Consider the following 19,821-nt stretch of genomic DNA (forward strand, 5'->3'; position numbering starts at 1 on the left):
CAACCATGCTTAATTTTGCTCCCTATATAGATTTACCTTTGGTTTGGGGTGGAATAATTGCCACAGCAATCTTTCTTTATGTATTATTAGATGGGTTTGATCTAGGCATTGGTATATTATTCCCATTTGCTCCTACTCAAGATTGCCGCAATAAAATGATGAACTCTGTAGTACCATTTTGGGACGGTAATGAAACTTGGTTAGTTTTAGGTGGTGGTGGGTTATTTGCCGCATTCCCACTAGCTTATTCAGTTTTGATGTCAGCCTTCTATATACCAATTACCGCAATGCTTTTGGGATTAATCTTCCGCGGAGTAGCTTTTGAATTTAGATTTAAAGCCTCTCTAAAATATTGTTTCATATGGGATTACTCTTTCCATTTTGGCTCTATCATCGCTGCATTATTTCAGGGAATTATGCTAGGAGCTTTTATACAAGGAATTAAAATTGATGGCAGAATATTTGTTGGCAATGCTTTTGATTGGCTAACACCTTTTTCTATCATGACAGGTATTGCTCTAGTATTTGGTTACGCTCTTCTTGGTGCTACTTGGCTGATAATGAAGACTGACGAAAATACCCAAATATGGGCTCGTAAATCCGCATCATACGTGTTAATATATGTTATGTTATTTATGGGTTTAGTAAGTTTATGGATACCGTTTTTAAATGAGCGAATTCGTATATTTTGGTTTAGTATGCCTAATTTTATATATCTCTCATTAATCCCCATTTTAACTATTTTTACATTATTTAGGTTACTTTCAACTCTTTATAAGAATAAAGAATTTCAGCCTTTTTGTTACTCAGTTTTACTTTTTATTCTAGGCTATTTGGGGCTTATCTTAAGTATTTGGCCTTTTATAGTACCATATCAAATATCTCTGTGGCAAGCGGCAGCGGCAGCAGAATCACAATCTCTAATGTTGGTAGGGGCGGCAACACTTTTACCAATAATATTGGGTTATACAACTTATTGTTATTATATATTCCGTGGAAAATCGACTCATCACCCTATGTATTAGTAAGTTGAGAAAAATTTTTATTTCTCAAAAATCCAAACAATGGTTTTGGTTTGTAATATTATACTTAGTGGGGTTAATATTTGTGCTATCATTATCCTGTATAATTAAAGCTATCTTTTATATATTAAACTAATAGCTTTTACTACTGCTCCCTAGCTCTTCTAACTTTCGACAGTTGATGAAAACCAACATAAAGCAAAGGTGTTACATAAAGTGTTAATATCGACCCAACAACAATCCCTGTTACCAAAACTATAGCCATTTGAAAACGACTATTGGCATAGTTGCCATTATCAAAGAAAAGTGACAACAAACCAATACTCATAGCTAAAGAAGTAATTAAAATTGCCCTGATTCTTGATGTTGCCGCTGTTAATATTGTTTTTAGAGTTCTTTGTCCCTTCTGATGCATTGCACTACATAACAACACACTATGCTTAGTCATTAATCCTGCTAATGTGATAAGTGATATTTGCGTATATATATTTAATCCCCCTTGAGAAAAATATAAGCTTAATAATGCTACACTTAAAGCGGCTGGAATTCCCCCAACTAAAATAAACAGTGATAGAATTGAGTCGTTAAAACGTGCAAACATTAATAAGTAGAGTCCAAGTACAGATAGTAAAATTAGTACTGTAAATGATGATGTTGAATCAATAAGTATTTGCGTTTGCTCACTATAGCTAATATCACTATCATTTGGTAACTTGCTGTTTAACTGATTAATAAAATGAACTGCATCCTGCAATTTAATACCATGTTTAGCAGTGGCAATTACTTCAATGGAATATTGCTCATTATAACGCATAATTTGATTAACGGTATTCACCCTATTAATATCACATATATCCTTAAGCTGAATAAGGTTTTCTCCATTTTTCTGTGTTGTAATGAACATATTTTGTATATTACTTAGTGTTTTGCCAAATTTAGGATCTGATTTAGCGATGACATCATAGCTATTATCATAGTGCTTAAAGCTCCCTATCTTCCTAGCATTAAACAGAATGTCTAACGTACTTGATATATCTTTCTGACTTAAACCATATTTAAATAACTTATCTTGATTACACCAAATTTTATAATCTTGTACAGGTGAAGCCTCAATAGCTATAACATTAGTAAATAAATCTTTTGAGTTAGTCTGTATAAAATGAACAGCCTGCCAAGCATTCTCCATGGATGATTGGTTATTGACATAAAAGCTTAACTCAACGTTACCCTTTGCTGAACCAGCATTTTTCCCTTGAGCAAATTTCACTGAAATATCTCCACCCACTGCTATTTTTGCTAGTTTAGCTTCAATTTCATGCAATGTTTGTACTGCTTTAGTTTTATCTTTTAATATCAACCAAATCGTTGAACGTGGTGATTCTTCAATACTCAGAGTATATTTAATATTATCATTATCCTTGATTACTTTAGTAATTTTCTCCATATAGTGATGGATGTAACTTAAATTGGTATTAACCATAAAGGTGTTAGTAAGTATAAGCATATCTTTTTTTTCAAATGGCTCAATTTCTATTTTCATATTGTTAACTGCAACATATGTACCAGCCGCTACAACGACAGCCACCAAGGATAAAAATATTTTGGCATGGCGTATAATAAAAAATAAAGACTCCTGATATTTGTATGTAATCATATCCAATGTCTTATTAACAATTTGAACAAATTTGCTTTCATGCGTATTATTTGCTAGTTTTAAAAACAATATGGGTGTTAAGGTAAATGCAACGATAAAGGACATCACTAAACAAGCAATTACTGACAAAGCAAATTCCTGCAAAATTTTTCCTACTTCTCCTTTAATAAACAAAATAGGGACATATATTACTACTAGCGTAAACATCAATATTAAAACAGATAAAAAAAGACTATAAATTGCTTGCAATATACTAGTTAAAGCATCTTTATTCTTCCGATAATAATGTTCAGCATTTTCAATCACTACAATAGAGTCGTCAACCACTAACCCTATAGCCAGTACCATAGCCAACATTGTTATGGCATTGAGTGTAAAACCACATAAGTACAGCATAACAAAACAAGCTGCAAGCGAAACTGGAATTGCACAAATTGCGATAATTGAATATCGCAATGATCCCATTAGCAGTAAAACAATTACTGACACCAACAAGACCGATTCAAGCAAAGTTTTTCTTACTTCTTGAAATGCTTGTAAAATATCTTGGCTATCATCGATAATAACCTGAAAGATAAATTGGGGATTGGCTTTTTCATAATGTTCTAGGAAATGTTTTACACTCTTTGATACATCGATTGGATTTGCATCCGACTTAGCAAAAATACCTAATAAAACAATTTTATCCATACCAAAATAAGCAAGGCTAAGTGCTTCTTTATCTGATATTGTAATGCTGGCAATATTTTTTAATTTTATAGCAACATTATTACTTTCTAAATTGATTTCACCAAAATCACTCAACTTATTAATTGCTGTACCAAAAGAAATATACTCTGTTTTATATTGATTTGATAACTTACCACCAGAGAAATCACTGTTTTGTAGTGTTAACGAAGCAAGAATACTATCTAACGGAATATAATATTTTGCAATCTTTTCAGGATCAATATCGATATTGATCACTTTTTCAGTCATACCAAAACTAGATGTATTGGCTACACCATCGACATATTTAAGCTTTTTTTTGATCAACTCAATATCATCAGCAGTAGCTGATACATTGTTCTTAGAACTCACCGCAATATACATCATTGGTAAAACAGAAAAGCTTTCAGTAGATATTATAGGCTCTTTAGCCCCCTCTGGCAGGAGAGCCTTATTTTTTAGTATCAAATCTCTAACTTGATTAATTGCTTGTTCTATAGGAACTTTTTTGACAATGCTTAGAGTTATTTTACTCTCTCCTAACTGACTAATAGCAATAATCGACTTAAGACCATCAATGTGTGAAAAAACTTCCTCAAAAGGTTTGGTAGTATATTTCTCTATCAGGTCCGGCTTTACATTCGGGTTAACAATAGAAATGTAAATATTTGAAACAGGAATGTTTGGTAAAAGTTGAATTTTCAGCTGCAAATATGAGTATATACCAAATAGCACAACCACAATATTTATCACAATAAAGAAGCTACTATGTTCCAACAATTTTTTTATCATAAGAGAGTCCAAAGATTCATAGTAGTTTAAAATCTATAATTAAAAGTTGTAAAAAAATTTCATAATAATTCTTTATTAGACTTCTTTCGAAACTCGCTTATGCGCAAGGGTGTGAAGGAGACGCGGAACCTCGACCCGCAGCGTACTCTAATGTACGTGAGGATTCGAGTACAGACGTCGCGTCTCATCTTCGAGACGAAAAAGTGCTTGAAACGTCTAAAGAATCAGGTTCGCAGTGGTTTTGGTATGAAGTTTGTAGTCATGTAAACATCACTTTTCTACTTGACATACTAAAAATTAGTCAACATAATGCTTCTTATGTGTATTACCATTGTTTTGTTTCAAATAAAAACTCTTGTCATTAAAGTACACTTTTATCAGTATTTCTTTATTATAAAATTCCACAGGTGAAAAAATGTAGTCAGTAACGAGAATTTAATTCTACACTCCACTCGTCGCATAATACTCACGTTCTATAGCATAATTTCTGCTCATATTTATCTCGAAGATGAGTCGCGTACAAATCACCAGCAGAAGTAGAGTTTCGAAAGAAGTCTATTATATTCTCAACTCGATGTAACAAATTAATACTAGATTCAGCATCATCCTTATTAAGGATGTCACCTCTACATCTACTTCAATGTCACCCCACAACTATCGAAAGTTTACAAACACTTATACCACAGCGTCTATTAGCGAGCGTAAGCGAAGCAATCTAGGAAACAATCTATAGATAAATGATGTTACTGGATTGCTTCCTCGACCTTACAGCCTTCTTGCTAATAGACGTATAGGGAAGCTGTATTTACTAACTTTCGACAGTTATAGATGTCACCCCTGCGAAGGCAGGGGTCTAAAGAAATAGCCTAGAAGACTATTCAACATTTTTAGATCCCGCTACCTACGCAGGGATGACACCCTAGGCTATTAAACCGATGTCTTATACCAAGGTTATTATAATTTAATACTGCCGTAAATTTCTTCATATTACTGCCTAATATTCTTAGTAGAACCCTGCACCCCTGTTCTCCTCGGTAGTGAGTGCTGGGTGTTGGGTTGCGGCTTAGCATTGTTTGTGCTAGTTGCAGCTGGGATTGTAACTTTAGCTTTAGTTACAACAGTACTTGTTTTTACTACCGCTGGATCAATTACCTTAGACTGCTTTGAGGTTGCAAGTTTAGGAATATTCTGTTCTCTTAATACGTTACTAGCTTCAGGTATTACTCTTTTTACTGCACTCTCTCCCTCAGTTGGGGATGCTTTTGGGATTACAACTGGAGTTTTGTTGCTCGATTGTTTCACTAGTAGGTTATTTGCAGCAACTTTCTGCTCTAATGGATCGGATGACTTTGTTAAATCACCTACACTACCTATACTACTTACACTAGATATACTAATTGAACGATTGCTTCTAGAGGTTACACTGTTATTATTACTATTCAATGGTGTACTGCTCCCCTGTACCTTTCTCATTTCATTTCGCACATTAGTTAAGCCTTGATTTGCTGTTTTTACTCCTGATGAGTTTCGTTGATTAACGAAACTACCTCGGAATTTCATAGCCTGTGTATGCCCACCCTCAAGGTTTTGTTTCTTCTTAGCTACATCCATCTCTGTTGTTTGTAATGCCGTCACAGCCTTTTTACGATCTTCCTCAAGGTTTTGTTTCTTCTTAGTTACATCCGCCTCTGTTGTTTGTAATGCCGTCACAGCCTTTTTACGATCTTCCTCAAGGTTTTGTTTCTTCTTAGTTACATCCGCCTCTGTTGTTTGTAATGCCGTCACAGCCTTTTTACGATCTTCCTCAAGGTTTTGTTTCTTCTTAGTTACATCCGCCTCTGTTGTTTGTAATGCCGTCACAGCCTTTTTACGATCTTCCTCAAGGTTTTGTTTCTTCTTAGTTACATCCGCCTCTGTTGTTTGTAATGCCGTCACAGCCTTTTTACGATCTTCCTCAAGGTTTTGTTTCTTCTTAGTTACATCCGCCTCTGTTGTTTGTAATGCCGTCACAGCCTTTTTACGATCTTCCTCAAGGTTTTGTTTCTTCTTAGTTACATCCGCCTCTGTTGTTTGTAATGCCGTCACAGCCTTTTTACGATCTTCCTCAAGGTTTTGTTTCTTCTTAGTTACATCCGCCTCTGTTGTTTGTAATGCCGTCACAGCCTTTTTACGATCTTCCTCAAGGTTTTGTTTCTTCTTAGTTACATCCGCCTCTGTTGTTTGTAATGCCGTCACAGCCTTTTTACGATCTTCCTCAAGGTTTTGTTTCTTCTTAGTTACATCCGCCTCTGTTGTTTGTAATGCCGTCACAGCCTTTTTACGATCTTCCTCAAGGTTTTGTTTCTTCTTAGTTACATCCGCCTCTATTGTTTGTAATGCCATCACAGCCTTTTTACGTTCTTCCTCAAGGTTTTGTTTCTTCTTCATTATATCCGCCTCTGTTGCTTGTAATGCCGTCACAGCCTTTTGAAGGTCATCCTCAAGGTTTTTTTTCTGTTGTTCCACTGATGCTTTGTTGTTGAGTCCATTCTCTTTCACACCATAAAGGTTTTGTTTCTTCTTAGTTACATCCGCCTCTGTTGTTTGTAATGCCATCACAGCCTTTTTACGATCTTCCTCGAGATTTTGTTTCTTCTTCATTATATCCACCTCTGTTGTTTGTAATGCCGTCACAGCCTTTTGAAGGTCATTCTCGAGGTTTTGTTTCTTCTTCATTATATCCGCCTCTGTTGTTTGTAATGCCGTCACAGCCTTTTGAAGGTCATTCTCGAGGTTTTGTTTCTTCTTCATTATATCCGCCTCTGTTGTTTGTAATGCCGTCACAGCCTTTTGAAGGTCATCCTCAAGGTTTTGTTTCTTCTTAGTTACATCCGCCTCTGTTGTTTGTAATGCCGTCACAGCCTTTTTACGATCTTCCTCAAGGTTTTGTTTCTTCTTAGTTACATCCGCCTCTGTTGTTTGTAATGCCGTCACAGCCTTTTTACGATCTTCCTCAAGGTTTTGTTTCTTCTTAGTTACATCCGCCTCTGTTGTTTGTAATGCCGTCACAGCCTTTTTACGATCTTCCTCAAGGTTTTGTTTCTTCTTAGTTACATCCGCCTCTGTTGTTTGTAATGCCGTCACAGCCTTTTTACGATCTTCCTCAAGGTTTTGTTTCTTCTTAGTTACATCCGCCTCTGTTGTTTGTAATGCCGTCACAGCCTTTTTACGATCTTCCTCAAGGTTTTGTTTCTTCTTAGTTACATCCGCCTCTGTTGTTTGTAATGCCGTCACAGCCTTTTTACGATCTTCCTCAAGGTTTTGTTTCTTCTTAGTTACATCCGCCTCTATTGTTTGTAATGCCATCACAGCCTTTTTACGTTCTTCCTCAAGGTTTTGTTTCTTCTTCATTATATCCGCCTCTGTTGCTTGTAATGCCGTCACAGCTTTTTGACGTTGAGTCTCATTCTCTTCTTTCTGCTTACTTATTTGTCCCTTTAATTCTTTTTGTGCTTGCCCGGTCGCCAGTGCATACTGATCCTTAAGGTCTTTTATCTGCTTATTTCTTTTCTCCTCTCCTTTTACAAACTCTTTCTGAGCTTGCACATGCTCCTCATCAATATCCTTCCTCTGGTTGTTTATTATCTCTTCTTCTGTTACGAAGGCTTCCATATTCTTAGCATGTTCATCATCAAGAGCCTTTCTTTCATTGTTTAGTGTATCATCTTTAGCATCTGCTAACTTTTCTTCCAACTGATCCTTATATTGTGCCAATTCTTCTATCGCATCTTGAGCCCTTTGTTTTTCCAATTTATTAGCTTCAAGCATTTGAGCAAACTCAACTAACTTAGCTTGTGTATCATCATTTTGTTGAGTCAAAGCAAGTACTTGTTGTTGTAATTTTTCATTAACATCCGCTAATTCCTTGTCCCTCTCTGCTATCGTAGCTGCGTGCTTCGTAGTCACTCCATCCAATGCATCTCTTTCTTTAGTCAAAGCCTCTATCTGTTGTTGTGATTTTTCATTAACTTCTGCTAACTTCTCTACCGCTACCTTATTCTCTTGCTCTAATCTTTGTTTATCTAATGCGTGAGCTTTTTGCAAATCATCCAACTTAGTTTGCTCAGTTTGTACAAGTTGTGTAGCATCTGCTAAGCTTTTCTCCAACTTATCCTTATCCTGAGCTAACTTTTTACTTTCTTTTTCAAATTTGTTCTTTTCTGCTGCTAATTCATTCTTAAACGATTCTAATGCCTGTTGATTCCTTACTATCTCAGCCTGTGCAGCTTCGTGAGCTTGCTCCAATGCAACAAACTTATCCTGTGCATCCTTTGCTTGTTGAGTCGAAGCTGCTATCTTGGCGTCTAAGTCCTCATTATCCTTATTAGCATTTGCTAATTCTGTTTTCAACTGTTCCTTTTCTTGAGCAAACTTCTTACTTTCTTCCTCAAATTTGTTCTTATCTTCCACTAATTTTTGCTGAGCGTCAGCTAAAGCTGCAATTTGCCGTTCTCTTTCTATCTGAACTTGATTCAAATCTATAACTTTCTGCTGTTGTTCTTTCAAATCTTGAGCTACCTGCTCTTTTTCTTGTTTTAAAGTTGCTAAGCTCTGTTCCATCTTCTTCTTATCTTCTTGCAGAATCTCAAATTCTTTCCCCCTATCTTCCTTAGCTTGATTCAAAGCTGCAATTTTTTCTTCTAGAGCTTTCTGACCTTTATCCGCCTGCTCTTTTTCTTGCTTCAAAGCTATAATTTGTTCTTTCTGAACTTCTAAATCTTTAACTGCCTTCTCGTTTGCTTGATTCAAAGCCGCAATTTGTTTTTTATGAGCTTCAACCTCTCCATCCAACTTAGCCTTGTCTTTTAATGCCTCATCTTTTGCGTTAGTTATATCTGATATTTGTGCTTTATATTCCTGTTGATTCTTTGCTAACGTATCTTGCTGAGCCGCAAGTGCTTCAGCCAACTTACCCTTCTCGTCTAATGCTTTATCGTTTGCTGCAGTCAAATCTTCTGCTTTTCTTTCAGCATTTACTAAATTCTGTTCCAACTGTTTCTTACCATCCTCTAAATCTGTTATATTTTTTTGTAGCTTCTTACTTTCTTCCTCAAACCTGCTCTTCTCTATTTCTAATTCTTGTTGCTTATTTACTATCTCAACCTGTGCAGCTTCGTGAGCTTGCTCCAATTCAGCAAACTTATCCTCTGCCTCCTTTGCTTGTTGAGTCAAAGCTGCTATCTTGACGTCTAAATCCTCATTATCCTGATTAGCATTTGCTAATTCTGTTTTCAACTGTTCCTTTTCTTGAGCAAACTTCTCACTTTCTTGCTCAAATTTGTTCTTCTCTATTTCTAATTCTTTCTGAGCTAATTCTAATGCCTGCTCGTTTGCTTTATGAGCTTCAACCACTTCATCTAACTTCTCTTGTACCTTTTGTAATTTCGCATTTTGCTCCTGTTTTTCTTTAGTTAAAACCGCCATTCTTTCTTCCTGAGCTTTAATAGCCTGATCTTTTTCTGCCTGAGCTTTAACCGCTTCAGCTAACTGAACCTGTGCTACTTTAAGTTCTTCCTCTTTTACTTTATGAGCTGCGGTTAAATCTGCTAAATCTTTATCAGCCTTCTCTTTTGCCTGTTTTTCTTCAGCCAATGTTGCAGTCAACTCCTCAATTTGTTTTTCATGAACTTTAACCTCTTCATCCAACTTAGCCTTGTCTTTTAATGCCTCATCTTTTGCTTGATTCAAAGCTACCATTTTTTCTGCCTGAGCTTTAACATCTTCAACCAACTTAGCCTGTTCTGCTAATGCATCATCCTTTTCTTTAGCCAACTTATCCTTCTCTACTAATGCATCATCCTTTGCTTTAGTCAAATCTTCTATTTGCTTATCTTTTCCTGTCTGAGCTTGAGTCAAAGCTGTTACTTTCTGCTGTTGTTCTTTTAGATCCTCAGCTGCCTGCTCTCTTGCCTTTTGAGTTTCAGTCAAAGTGGCATTCAAAGCAACAGTTTCTTTAGTCAAAGCTTCTGCCTTATTTCTAGCATCTACTAAATCCACCCCCAAGCCATCCTTATCTTTACCTAAGGTTGTTATCTGCTCTTGCAAACTCTCATTTTCCTTCTCCTTTTCTACTAATTCTTGCTGAGCTAATTCTAATGCCTGTTGATTCTTTGTTATCTCAACCTGTGCCAACCTTTCTAATTCTTCTGCTTTAGCAAATTTAGCTTGAATAGCATCTTTTTCATTATTAGCAACTTGTAAACTATTCTCCAACTGCTTCTTAACTTTAGCCACTTCATCTTTTTGTTCCATCAAAGTTGCTATCTCATTTTCTGCCTTTGCAAACCTCTCACTTTCTTCCTTAAATTTATTCTCCTTTTCTACTAATTCTTTTTGAACTGACTCTAATGCCTGTTGGTTCTTTGCTATCTCAGCCTGTGCCAACCTTTCTGATTCTTGTGCTTTAGCAAATTCATCTTGAATAGCATATTTTTCATTATTAGCAACTTGTAAACTATTCTCCAACTGCTTCTTAGCTTTCTCTAAGGCTGCCATCTTTTCTTGTAGGTTCTTACTTTCTTCCTTAAATTTGCTCTTCCCTATTTCTAATTCTTGTTGCTTATTTACTATTTCAGCCTGTGCATCCTTTGCTTGTTGAGTCAAAGCTGCTAGCTCTTTAACTGCCTTCTCTTTTGCCTGTTTTTCTTTATCCAAAGTTGCCATTTGCTTAGCCCTCTCTTCATGATCTTGCTTCAAAGCCGCTAAATTCTTTTCTAACTCTGTCTTACTTGCTTGTAACTGTCCATTTTCTTCCTGAGCTTTAGTCAAAGCTGCCATTTTTGCTTCATTCTCCTGCTTTTTTTCTTCTAGATCTTTAACCATCTCATCTTGTTTTGCATTCAAATCTGTTATTCTTTGCTCTCTTTCTGCTAGATCTTGATTCAAAGCTGTTACTTTCTGCTGTTGTTCTTTTAGATCTTCAGCTGCCTGCTCTCTTGCCTTTTGAGCTTCAGTCAAAGTGGCATTCAAAGCAACAGTTTCTTTAGTCAAAGCTGCTACCTCTTTAGCGACCTTCTCATTTGCTACTTCAAATTCTTGCTCTCTTACTTTCCACTCTTCAATCAACCCCCCTATTCTCTGCTCATTTTCCTGTTTTTCTTTAGCCAAAGCTTCCATCTGATCTTTTAAAGCTGTTATATTCCCTTGCAAATTTAGAGACTTACCACTTTCTTCCTTGAATTTATTCTCCTTTTCTATTAATGCTTGCTGAGCTAATTCTAATGCCTGTTGATTCTTTGTTATCTCAACCTGTGCCAACCTTTCTAATTCTTCTGCTTTAGCAAATTTAGCTTGAATAGCATCTTTTTCATTATTAGCAACTTGTAAACTATTCTCCAACTGCTTCTTAACTTTAGCCACTTCATCTTTTTGTTCCATCAAAGTTGCTATCTCATTTTCTGCCTTTGCAAACCTCTCCACCACTAACTTATTCTCTTTCTCTAAGTTTTGTTTGTCTAATGCGTGAGCTGCTATCGTTTCAGCCAACTCATCCTTTATCCCTTTTAATTCGTTATCTTTTTCCTGTTGTACTTTAGTCAAATCTGCTAGATCTTTAGCGACCTTATCATTTGCTTCTTTTAATTTTTGCTCTTTTGCTTTATGATCTTCAACCTCTGCATCTAACTTAGCTTGTACCTTTTGTAATTCCGTATCTTGCTGCTGTTTCTCTTTAGTCAAAGCTGCTATTTGTGCTGCAAATTCCTGCTCTTTCTTTGCTTGAGCTTCAGTCAAATTTTTTAGCTCTTTAGCTATCTTCTCTCTTTCTTGATTCAAACCTAGCAGTTCCTGTTGATTCTTTGCTAACGTATCTTGCTGAGCCGCAAGTACTTCAGCTAACTTACCCTTCTCGTCTAATGCTTTATCGTTTGCTGTAATCAAATCTTCTGCATTTTTTCTAGCATCTGCTAAGTTTTTTTCCAACTCCTTATTACCATCCTCTAAGGCTTGTTTGTCTAATGCGTGAGCTGCTATCGTTTTAGCCAACTCATCCTTTATCCCTTTTAATTCGTTATCTTTTTCCTGTTTCTCTTTAGTCAAAGCTGCTGCCTTATTTCTAGCATCTACTAAACCATTCTCCAAGCCATCCTTATCTTTACCTAAGGTTGTTATCTGCTTTTGCAAATCCTCATTTTCTTTCTCCTTTTTTACTAATTCTTGCTGAACTAGTTCATGATCTTTTTTATCTTTATTCAACTTAGATTGGAAATCTGTATTCAACTTATTATATCCTAAATCTTTTGCTGCACTAAGTGCTGTCAGCTGATTTTTTGTATTTTTTTCTGTCTCTTCTAACTGAGTCTTTAACTCTTCCTTAACAACCCCTTTCTCTAACTGCAAATCACCCTGTAAAGCAGCCACATTTTTTTGAGCTTCTTGATTTTGCAGCTGATTTAATGAATTATCTTTTATCTCTGGTTGTTTAGGTAATTGTGATTGTAATTGCTCTAGTTTTTCAAATGCTAATTCTTTCTCCATATAAGCATTATTCAAATCATTTAATTTTGCTTCAGCTTCTTCAATATCACTCTGCAATAGTTCAAATTTCAAAGTATTTTCACGTGTTTCCAGCGGTTCACCATCTGAGTCCAATTGGTCAATTTGACTATTCGATTGCTTCTTATCACCTAACATTATTTCTTGTTGGTTCGAATTTCCAGTTATATCACTTTGTGATTGATTAGTTTGTGATTGATTAGTTTTCTGCATAGAATCAGCAGTATTTGGAACTTTTACAATATCAAGATTTTTGTCATCATTTACAGATAGTTTAGAATTTATTTGAGAACTTGCATTATCTTGAGTATTACGATTATTACTACCAATATACTGTTCTGGAGCAACATTATTGCTTCCTGTAGTTCTTTGCCCTGTATTTGATGAAGAATTTGAGTTATTTGAAGTACCACTACCATTAATATTTTGAGATTCCTCCAGTTCTTGCTCTTTTTGCTTCAACTCTTCCTGAAGCTTAAGTTCCTTTCTCCTCAGGTCCTGTATAGCACCTGCTTGAATTTTGTTTAATTGCTTAAGTTTAGCTATGTTATCATCATTATTCTCAAGAGCATTAACAGAACTACAGAATAACAGTATCATAAAAAAGTATAGTTTTTGAATTTTTTTACTCATTTATATTTATTTCTCCAACAATGAAAAAAAGTATTAATATATTGTAAATTAAATTGAAATATCCTCGATTTACCAAACTATTATTATAATTTGTCAAGTTTCGATTCCGGTACGTCAATAAGTTATGGTCTATTTCGTATTGTTGAGTGAGTTGTCTCATCTTCAATCAAAACCTTGGCTTCGTCATGCAATCCCTTCTTGCCTGAAATAACCACTTGGTCATTGGGTTTGATGCCACTAACTACCTCTACACTTTGGCTATCACTATCACCTATTTCAATCCTTACTTTTTTAGCTGTATTATTCTCAATAACATAGACATAGTAATAAGAGTCAAAAAAAACAGCTGAGTTTGGCAATTTTATCCGTTGCTTGTTGCCATTGAAAATAACATTTACGTTAACAAATAAGCCCGGCATGATTGAATTATCATCATTTGGAATAAATGCCTCAATATAGACTGAGTGATTCTTATCTTGGGCAATTTCTGAAGTTTTAAAATCACTTAGTTTAAGGGCTAAGTTTAAAGCGGGAATATAGATGTTGACATAACTTCCTCCCGAACTTTTAAATTTTTGATAGTCGCTTTCATCAAGACCAAACGCAACCTTGATAATATGAATATCATAAAGAACGACTATTTTATCCTTTTGTGTAACAAGCTCCCCCACAGTAACAAGTTTTCGTTCAACAATTCCACTTAATGGTGCAACAACATAATGATTGGTTTTTTCATCAAGTAATGTATAATATTTTTGTTTAGCATCAAGGTATTCTATGTTATGGTTCACATACTCTGTATATCTAATGAGGTTCTTATCCAATAACTGCTTCATCGCATTAGCTTTTTTCTCTTTAAGACGATACTCTTCATTTGCTAGTTCAATCAGATAGTCAATTTGCGTGGTATCTAATACCGCTAAAATATCACCTTTTTTAACATAGCTACCTATAGGCAAGTCAAGTTCTTTAATTCTTCCTGTTGTATTGACTTTAACTGCATGTGTTTCATAGGCTAAGGTTTTACCTGTTGTAACCAATATATCATTTGTCTCCTCTGAATATTGAGCCTTAACCACTTCTACAGGAATTACGACAGCTTGATTGTCCACTTGCTGTGTTGGGGCTTGTCTACTGACTACTTTTTTGATAGAAACTATCACTACAACAATCGATACTGCAACAAATAATAGTCCATATATATAGGATCTTCGACTTATTAATATCTTCCCTAGGGTCATTTGAATTTTACCATATTTTTGATTAGATTGCTAATCTTCTCTTTAATCTATTCATTTTCAACCTCGATTATACTCAAATCATTTGAGTATAATTTCTGATAACAAAAGAACCGTAACAAACGGTTTTATTGTTTTCTAGTCACATATACAGTAAAATTTTATTTTATGCAAGTAATTATTTTAAAATTTTTTAATTTTGTTTACAGAAAGTAGTAATGTAGCTAACATGGAAATGTTTCAACCATAACTAGCGTGTAGCCTTATATACATTATAGCTAATCTAGAAATGTTTGAGTCATAGTAATAGAATTGATGTCACCCCCTGCAAAAACAAGGGTCTACAATCTATAAACACCCCCTCAGAACATTTCTTTCCCGTACCGAGGCTGGGATGACATCGATAGCAGCTAAATAATTTATACCACCCACTGGTAACGACTTTTAAACTGCCCTGTATTTATGTCTATATGCTGAGCTTGCTACTAAACCTTACAAAAATTGTAGGCTATTATGTAATCTACGCTTCTATGTTGTTATCGTCTTTTTTATTATTTAACAACTCTCTTGCTTTAGCAAGTCTTATAAACCGTGCAAAAGCAAAAATCATAGAGTCAACAAAACCATCAAGACCAAACACCCAATATCGTCTTATAAAAAATGATTTAAAAAAATAAAACATAGTTTCTGTAACAATTCTTGTTTTTGATGGACTCCTACCTAGTTTAACTAAGTTTTCTGCTTGCTCAGAGGAATAGCAATTTGCTTTAGCTACCAGTTGTTCAATTGACGTGCCAAGCCTGCGATAAATTATACCATTTAAATCATAGATTTTGTTTTGTAAACTAATATTTAGATTAAATAACACCGAATCATGGGTAGTAATATTATTATCAGAAAAACTACTATATTTACGATTATACAATCTGATGCATTTATTATAAGGAGCAAAGCAGCGAATCTTATCATCATTACGGTGCAATGTGACAATTTTAGTGCGATAGGCTAAATAGTTATCTTGATTATTTGAAGCGAATATAAACTCTATTTCATCCTGTAATTCTTTTGACAATTCTTCATCAGCATCAATATTTAATATCCAATCATTCTGACATAAATTTTTACCAAAAGTCTTTTGTTTAACATATCCATTCCATCCGTTAGAAATCACTTTGACTCCTAAATTTCTAGCAATTTGTACTGTATCATCAGTACTCCCACTATCAACAACAATAACCTCCTCGACAATGTCCTTAACACTGTTGATAGCTCTTGCAATCCTAGTAGCTTCGTTTTTTGTGATAATAAAGGCTGAAATATTTAGCATATCCCTCTCAACTATATCCTTGCATACATTTTCTATCTAGCTTCTGTAAAGGTTTCATTTCTATAGTCTATATGTTCATTAGACTTCTTTCGAAACTCTACTTCTGCTGGTGATTTGTACGCGACGTCTGTACTCGAATCCTCACGTACATTAGAGTCACACTACTGGACAAAAAGGTTAGGTTGGTTGCACAAAGTGTAACTTAAACAATTTTATGATTAAGGAATCAAAAAATTGCTTAGAACGACTATAAGCTTGTTTAATTGATCTTATACCTAACTGTAGTACAGAATAACTCCTACATCCTAGCGTTTTCTTCATTTTTATCGGTTGCTCTTGCTCTCCAATTGCTCCTATTTTTATTGCCATTGCATATGCTATAAATAAACATTTTATAAAATTCTCTAATCGCACTTTACTCTTTATATGCGTATCTTCCATTCTAAAACCATTACTTTTGCACCCTTTAAAGGCTGCCTCGATATCCCATCTCTTGAACGTATTTAGTCTTGAATCTTTCATCTCAAAATGATTATATAGTAATTCGGCTAGTAACATAGAGTACCACAGATTTTTTTGTGTTCAATCTAAAATACTCTATTTACTAGCTCTTGCAACCACCCCATCTCTTTTGTCCAGTAGTGTGACATTAGAGTACGCTGCGGGTCGAGGTTCCGCGTCTCCTTCACACCCTTGCGCATAAGCGAGTTTCGAAAGAAGTCTATTATTTTTAGGGAGTACCCAAAAATTGAATAATTATTGAGGAATTTCTGAGTAAAAAAGTAGCCAAGTAACCACAAGCAGTACATATATGTCCATGAGGAACGAAAGCAAATTTTGACAACAAAACTACCAAAAGGAATCAATTCGTGAACACTTCTTTTGGTTCTCGAATCCTCACTTGCATACCTACTATTACCTACATCTTTTAAAAGTCGTATATTTGAACCTACTGACGTCATATACGACGTCCCACAAATCTAGAGATGTGGGTAATAGTAATAAGGCAGGGATAATACACCCTAGGCTATTAAACTGTCTTTCATCAAACTGAGGTTACACAGAAGGCATACACAAGAAGCTAGAAGCTAATTCATATTTTTAATTTTTTGAGATAATCTACTGATTTTACGTGAGGCTGTATTTAATTTGATAATGTTTTTTGTTACACCTTTCATTATTTCAGATTGTGCAACAGTCAAAGCTAATTTAGCTGATTCTTTCGAGCCATGCGTTACTTCTTGCAAAACTTTTTTTATGTAAGTTTTAATTCTACTTGACCTATTCTTATTTATTAAAGTTTTTTTTATTGTTTGTCTTATTGCCTTTTTTGCTGATGAATGATTAGCCATATTTATTATTTTCCTACAGATTCATTAGTTTTGTTCTTCATGGTTATGACTTTCTGCTTTTGGGGTCATACAGCCTTTACTATTTACATCTCTATCAACGAACTCAATATAAGCTACTGATGCCATATCCCCATAACGAAAACCAGCCTTTATTATCCTAGTATAACCACCTGGACGTTCACTATATCTTTTGCCTAAAACACTAATAAGTTTTTCAGTAGCAACTTTATCTTTGATTTTAGCAAGCACCATTCTTCTAGTCGCTAAATCAGATTTCTTGGCCTTAGTTACCAGCACTTCAATATATGGTCTAAGCTCTTTAGCCTTAGGTAAAGTTGTTTTTATTTGCTCATTCATCACAAGTGCAGCGGCCATATTAGCAAACATCGCCTGTCTATGACTACTTGTTCTATTAAGCTTTCTACCCTTAATTTTATGTCGCATGTTGTTACCTTTTATTAACCTCAATTCGATATAAGAATTGTTAATTCTTATATCGAATTGGCTTGTTATAAGGAAAAATGCATTCTTGAAGCGATTCTACGAATGCATTTTAATCTATTACCGCTAATAATCTTATTTTTATATCGTATAAAAATAAAATTATTAGCAAATTAATACTTAACAATCAGGTAAAGAATCGCTTCAAACCTGATTGTTTCTATATGTATCCCTGAATTAGATATAACTTGTTACATCTAATTCAGGTTTTATTAATATGGATCTTCATAACGCTTAGATAGCTCCTGAATATTTTCTGGAGGCCATCCTGGTATGTCCATACCAAATTTTAAACCAAAGCCTGATAATATATCCTTAATCTCATTAAGAGACTTTCTACCAAAGTTTTGAGTTCTAAGCATTTCTGTTTCTGTTTTGATAACAAGATCGCCTATATAAATTATATTTTCATTCTTTAAACAATTCTGAGATCTAACAGATAATTCTAATTCCTCAACTTTCTTCAACAACGCTGGATTAAATGCTAATTCTTCTAACTTATCCTGTTTATCTTCTGTTTGTTCTTCAAATGTAATAAATAATTGCAACTGATCTTGCAAAATTCTAGCAGCAAGTGCTATAGACATCTCCGGAGAAATACTACCATTAGTTTCAACGGTCATAATCAATTTGTCATAATCTGTAACTTGACCAACACGTGTATTATCAACTTTATAGGTAACCTTTCTTACAGGACTGAATAACGCATCTATTGGGATAACGCCAATAGCTAATTCCGAACCAACGCTGCTTGCAGCGGGAACATACCCTTTTCCCGTCTCACACACTAATTCCATTTCAAGCTGAGCCCCTTTTGCCAAAGTACAAATCACATGATTAGGGGTTAGTACCTCCACATCATGCCCTGTTCCAATCATCCCAGCAGTTACAACGCAAGGACCAGTAGCACTTAATCTGACAATCTTTCTTTCTGAAGAATGCATCTTAATGACCACAGACTTAAGATTCAAAACTACATCAACTAAATCTTCCTTAACCCCAGGTATAGCAGAAAATTCATGCACCACCCCTAGTATCTTTATTGATGTTATTGCAGCACCCTGAAGAGATGAGAGTAGAATTCTCCTCATAGCATTACCTATTGTTAAACCAAAGCCTCTCTCTAAAGGTTCAACCACAATTTTTACTATATTACTACTCTTATCAGGACTGTCATAAACTATCTTAGAAGGTTTTATTAATGCACTCCAGTTTTTATTTAATGATAACATTATTTACCTATGCCCCTATACTCTTCTTCTTTTTGGTGCTCTAACACCGTTATGTGCAACAGACGAAACATCTAAAACTGACGTAACTATAAAATTTTGACTAAATACCGCACGCATAGCCGATTCCCTTTGAGATCCTGCACCTTGCACTCTAATTGAAACAGTTTTCAGACCGTGTTCTTTTGCAACTTCTGAGGCTTTATCAACAGTTATTTGAGCAGCATAAGGCGTAGCTTTTCTAGCCCCCTTAAAACCATGTGTACCTGCTGTTGAAAAAGCTATAGCATTACCTTGTACATCCGTAAAAGTAACAATAGTATTATTAAAAGTTGTCTTTATATGAACAACGCCAAGAGTAATATTTTTTCTTTTTTTCTTGACCTTAGTATTAGCCTGACTCATCATTATACCATATTACTTTGTAACTTTTTTCTTACCGGCAATCGCAACAGCTTTACCTTTTCTTGTTCGAGCATTAGAATGAGTATTCTGACCTCGAACAGGCAACTTTCTTATATGTCTAAGACCTTGGTAACTTCTAATATCCTTTTTCTTCTTGATATTAAGATTCACTTCTCTTCTTAAATCACCTTCTACTTTATATTCTTTTTCAATAATATTACGTAAAATAATAAGTTCTTGATCTGTTAAGTCTTTGACCCTTTTACTTGCAGATATTCCAGTTTTTTGACAAATCTCTTCTGCAGCAGAAAAACCAAGCCCATAAATATATGTTAAGCTCACTACTAATCTTTTGTTTGCTGGAATATTAACACTCGCTATTCTTGCCACAAATAATCTCCAAAATTTCGATAATAACCAAAAGGGAA

General features: G+C 34.9%; 11 protein-coding genes. 1 reads left to right on the forward strand and 10 read right to left on the reverse strand.

Annotation, left to right across the window (positions count from 1 at the left end; genetic code table 11):
• Positions 1 to 5: 5 nt before the first annotated feature.
• Positions 6 to 1,025: a cytochrome d ubiquinol oxidase subunit II gene (cydB, locus tag AAGD53_RS06005; protein ID WP_341761515.1), complete on the forward strand. Its 1,020-nt coding sequence runs from the start codon at positions 6 to 8 to the stop codon at positions 1,023 to 1,025.
• Between the two features lie 142 nt (positions 1,026 to 1,167).
• On the opposite strand, the gene AAGD53_RS06010 is transcribed toward cydB, so the two are convergent.
• From AAGD53_RS06010 to rpsM, 10 genes are all read right to left on the reverse strand, one after another.
• Positions 1,168 to 4,176: an efflux RND transporter permease subunit gene (locus tag AAGD53_RS06010; protein WP_341762576.1), complete on the reverse strand. Its 3,009-nt coding sequence runs from the start codon at positions 4,174 to 4,176 to the stop codon at positions 1,168 to 1,170.
• Between the two features lie 987 nt (positions 4,177 to 5,163).
• Entirely contained in the window at positions 5,164 to 13,341 is an 8,178-nt protein-coding gene (locus AAGD53_RS06020; RefSeq protein ID WP_341762577.1) for a hypothetical protein, read from the reverse strand.
• A gap of 122 nt (positions 13,342 to 13,463) precedes the next feature.
• Entirely contained in the window at positions 13,464 to 14,582 is a 1,119-nt protein-coding gene (locus AAGD53_RS06025) for an efflux RND transporter periplasmic adaptor subunit (RefSeq protein WP_341762578.1), read from the reverse strand.
• 517 nt (positions 14,583 to 15,099) lie between these two features.
• Positions 15,100 to 15,906 carry a glycosyltransferase family 2 protein gene (locus AAGD53_RS06030; RefSeq protein ID WP_341762579.1) on the reverse strand — a complete coding sequence of 269 codons (807 nt, stop codon included), beginning with the start codon at positions 15,904 to 15,906 and terminating at the stop codon, positions 15,100 to 15,102.
• Positions 15,907 to 16,083: 177 nt separating this feature from the next.
• Positions 16,084 to 16,464, reverse strand: a complete 381-nt coding sequence (locus AAGD53_RS06035) for a hypothetical protein (RefSeq protein WP_341762580.1) — start codon at positions 16,462 to 16,464, stop codon at positions 16,084 to 16,086.
• Between the two features lie 530 nt (positions 16,465 to 16,994).
• Positions 16,995 to 17,258 carry a 30S ribosomal protein S20 gene (gene rpsT / locus AAGD53_RS06040; protein ID WP_341761521.1) on the reverse strand — a complete coding sequence of 88 codons (264 nt, stop codon included), beginning with the start codon at positions 17,256 to 17,258 and terminating at the stop codon, positions 16,995 to 16,997.
• 24 nt (positions 17,259 to 17,282) lie between these two features.
• On the reverse strand, positions 17,283 to 17,702 hold the full coding sequence (gene rplQ / locus AAGD53_RS06045; RefSeq protein WP_341761522.1) for a 50S ribosomal protein L17: 420 nt from the start codon (positions 17,700 to 17,702) through the stop codon (positions 17,283 to 17,285).
• Between the two features lie 269 nt (positions 17,703 to 17,971).
• Positions 17,972 to 18,991 (reverse strand): DNA-directed RNA polymerase subunit alpha, encoded by a 1,020-nt coding sequence (locus tag AAGD53_RS06050; RefSeq protein WP_341762581.1) that lies wholly within the window; start codon positions 18,989 to 18,991, stop codon positions 17,972 to 17,974.
• A 15-nt stretch (positions 18,992 to 19,006) separates the two neighbouring features.
• Positions 19,007 to 19,393, reverse strand: a complete 387-nt coding sequence (gene rpsK / locus AAGD53_RS06055; RefSeq protein ID WP_341763434.1) for a 30S ribosomal protein S11 — start codon at positions 19,391 to 19,393, stop codon at positions 19,007 to 19,009.
• A 12-nt stretch (positions 19,394 to 19,405) separates the two neighbouring features.
• A complete protein-coding gene (gene rpsM / locus AAGD53_RS06060; RefSeq protein WP_341761524.1) occupies positions 19,406 to 19,783 on the reverse strand; it encodes a 30S ribosomal protein S13 in 378 nt (125 codons plus the stop codon).
• Between the last annotated feature and the right edge of the window lie 38 nt (positions 19,784 to 19,821).

Source organism: Candidatus Tisiphia endosymbiont of Melanophora roralis (assembly GCF_964026575.1).
Lineage (GTDB): Bacteria > Pseudomonadota > Alphaproteobacteria > Rickettsiales > Rickettsiaceae > Tisiphia.

Coding starts and splice junctions, on each gene's coding strand:
- AAGD53_RS06030 (WP_341762579.1), bottom strand. CDS start 15,906: ATGCTAAATATTTCAGCCTTTATTATCACAAAAAACGAAGCTACTAGG.
- AAGD53_RS06035 (WP_341762580.1), bottom strand. CDS start 16,464: ATGTTACTAGCCGAATTACTATATAATCATTTTGAGATGAAAGATTCA.
- AAGD53_RS06025 (WP_341762578.1), bottom strand. CDS start 14,582: ATGACCCTAGGGAAGATATTAATAAGTCGAAGATCCTATATATATGGA.
- AAGD53_RS06020 (WP_341762577.1), bottom strand. CDS start 13,341: ATGAGTAAAAAAATTCAAAAACTATACTTTTTTATGATACTGTTATTC.
- AAGD53_RS06010 (WP_341762576.1), bottom strand. CDS start 4,176: ATGATAAAAAAATTGTTGGAACATAGTAGCTTCTTTATTGTGATAAAT.
- AAGD53_RS06050 (WP_341762581.1), bottom strand. CDS start 18,991: ATGTTATCATTAAATAAAAACTGGAGTGCATTAATAAAACCTTCTAAG.
- rplQ (WP_341761522.1), bottom strand. CDS start 17,702: ATGCGACATAAAATTAAGGGTAGAAAGCTTAATAGAACAAGTAGTCAT.
- rpsK (WP_341763434.1), bottom strand. CDS start 19,393: ATGAGTCAGGCTAATACTAAGGTCAAGAAAAAAAGAAAAAATATTACT.
- rpsT (WP_341761521.1), bottom strand. CDS start 17,258: ATGGCTAATCATTCATCAGCAAAAAAGGCAATAAGACAAACAATAAAA.
- cydB (WP_341761515.1), top strand. CDS start 6: ATGCTTAATTTTGCTCCCTATATAGATTTACCTTTGGTTTGGGGTGGA.